This is a genomic window from Staphylococcus sp. EG-SA-2, from assembly GCF_017152085.1.
Map to the genome: position 1 here is coordinate 1 of NZ_JACYHC010000630.1, position 2346 is coordinate 2346.

Genomic DNA, 2346 nt, shown 5'->3' on the forward strand with positions numbered 1-2346 from the left:
GGATTGTTTTACGTAACGTTTCATCGGCTTCTTTCGCTTCTATCGGATCTGGAGAAATTGGATTGTTATGACAACTGAAACCACTTATTTGTAAGCCTCTGTCTGTGATTGACTTCATAAATGCTTGTCGCTTGTCTTCATTTTCTAACAACTCATCTAACTTACAAAATTTATCTCCTGGGTTACCACCTGTTCCAACTTCAATCATATCCAATCCAGATTCTGCGACATAATCTAACATATCTTCAAAATTTTTATCGTAAAATAATACTGAAAATACACCTATTTTCATTGAAAAGCACTCCTTCTTTTTATATTGAGAATTTTGTATTATATATAATAATCATTAAAGTTGTATGCTCTTGTTATCAAGATCGCTACGATAAATCGCTTCTATAAGGGCATTTACATTGCGTGCTTCTTCCGGTTTCACCACAATCTCTTCTATACCTAAACACGCATTGACAAAGTTACGCGCCTGTCTCTCACCAGCAATGTCTTCGTTATGCTCAACATTAGCTTTGCTTTCAAAAATAGTTCCAAAGCGGGGCTCATATATTTCAAATGGAAATAAATTGATACCGCCATCTTCTCCTGATAAACTAACGTGTACCTTATCTTCCTTTATATTTGCAGACCACGAACATTCAAACTGCATGCTTGCTCGATTGGCAAATGTCATATAACTAGTAACATGATCATCGACATCAAATTTAGTGTGATCAAATGTTCCCCAATCATTAATTTGATTCGGTTGTTTGCTCAATTGATTATATGTTTTTCCTAGCACTTCATGCGGCACCATATCTTTACCTAATAGCCACAAAGATAAGTCTAACAAGTGGCAACCATAATCGATTAAACTACCGCCACCTTGCAACGCTTTATTGGTAAAAACGCCCCACCCAGGTACTTTACGCCTACGCATCGCTTGTACACGTGCTACTAATGGTTTACCAACCACACCTGCTTCAATTGCTTTTTTAGCAGTCATAGCGACATCTGTGTGACGATAATGATAAGCGACAGTTAATAATTTGTGATTTTTATTAGCCGCTTCAATCATGCGATCACACTCTTCCGTCGTCATTGCCATTGGCTTTTCGCATAAGACATGGACACCATGGTTCAATGCTTCTATAGAAAGATCAGCATGGAATTTATTGGGTGTACAAATGACCACCGCATCAACAAGTTTAAACAGCTCGCTAGGTGTCTCAACTGCCTGAGGTATATTAAAGCGCTTCGCAACATCAATCATCTGCACTGTATTAATATCTTGTACTGCAACTAATGAGACTGTGTCTTTGAGTTTCAGCAATGCTGGAATATGACGGTCTTGTGCAATGCCACCAACACCTATCACACCAACTTTTAATTTTGTCATGATGTGCCTCCTTACCGTATGATGTTATTCAAAGTAAATTGCTTTGCCTGATTTTGCAGACTGATAAATCGCTTCAAGAATTTTTGTAACTACCATTGCTTGTTCCGGTTTCACAACTGGTTCAGTATCATTTACAACTGCATCAATCCAAGCTTTTGCTTCTTCTTCAGCTTCATCCACTTCATTACCTTCATAAAAGTCGACGCCTTTGTTTTCCAATTCAACGTGTTTGGTATAAAGTGTGCCCATATCTTCACCATGAATACGTAGACCATCTTTCATATCAGCACCTGCTTTCGTTCCTGATAATGAACATTTTGCCTCATCCACTTCTAAAGAATTAATCGCCCAAGCGGATTCTAAAATGATCGTCGCTCCGTTCTTCATTTTAATAAAGCCAAACGCAGAGTCTTCAACTGTAAATTCATCTGGATTCCATGAACCCCAAGCGTTTGCCGCATCATGCTGCTTATTTAATTTATGGAATGTTGAACCCATCACTGATTCTGGTTCATAATTATCCATCATCCATAACGTTAAATCTAATGCGTGCGTACCAATATCGATTAAAGGTCCTCCACCTTGGGCTTCTTCGTTTAGAAAGACACCCCATGTCGGTACTGCACGACGACGAATGGCATGTGCCTTTCCGAAGTAAATGTCTCCTAAGTCGCCACGTTGCGCTGCTTGATGTAAAAATTGACTATCTGGTCTGAAGCGATTTTGATAACCTATTGTTAATTTTTTACCTGTTGATTTAGCTGTATCTATCATTTTTTGAGCTTCTGCTGTCGTTTTAGCCATTGGTTTTTCACACATCACATGCTTACCGGCATGCAACCCTGCTACAGTAATTTCACAATGCGAGTCATTTGGCGTACAAACATGGATAACATCAATCGTGTCATCTTTTAACAATGCTTTGTAATCATCATAAACCTTTGCATTGTCAGTTCCGT

The 2346-nt window shown here is 38.6% G+C and carries 3 protein-coding genes; all 3 read right to left on the reverse strand.

What is annotated here, in order from left to right:
- Nucleotides 1-292 (reverse strand): sugar phosphate isomerase/epimerase family protein (locus tag IDG60_RS27465; RefSeq protein WP_206160706.1); only part of this gene is annotated, 292 nt, incomplete at its 3' end.
- Nucleotides 293-346: 54 nt separating this feature from the next.
- Nucleotides 347-1387 carry a Gfo/Idh/MocA family protein gene (locus tag IDG60_RS27470; RefSeq protein WP_000163820.1) on the reverse strand — a complete coding sequence of 347 codons (1041 nt, stop codon included), beginning with the start codon at nt 1385-1387 and terminating at the stop codon, nt 347-349.
- A 24-nt stretch (nt 1388-1411) separates the two neighbouring features.
- On the reverse strand, nt 1412-2346 hold a 935-nt coding region (locus tag IDG60_RS27475), incomplete at its 5' end, for a Gfo/Idh/MocA family protein (RefSeq protein ID WP_206160707.1).

What these genes read in the sequence shown, in the direction of transcription:
- IDG60_RS27470 (WP_000163820.1), bottom strand. Translation starts at nt 1,387, where the DNA reads ATGACAAAATTAAAAGTTGGTGTGATAGGTGTTGGTGGCATTGCACAA.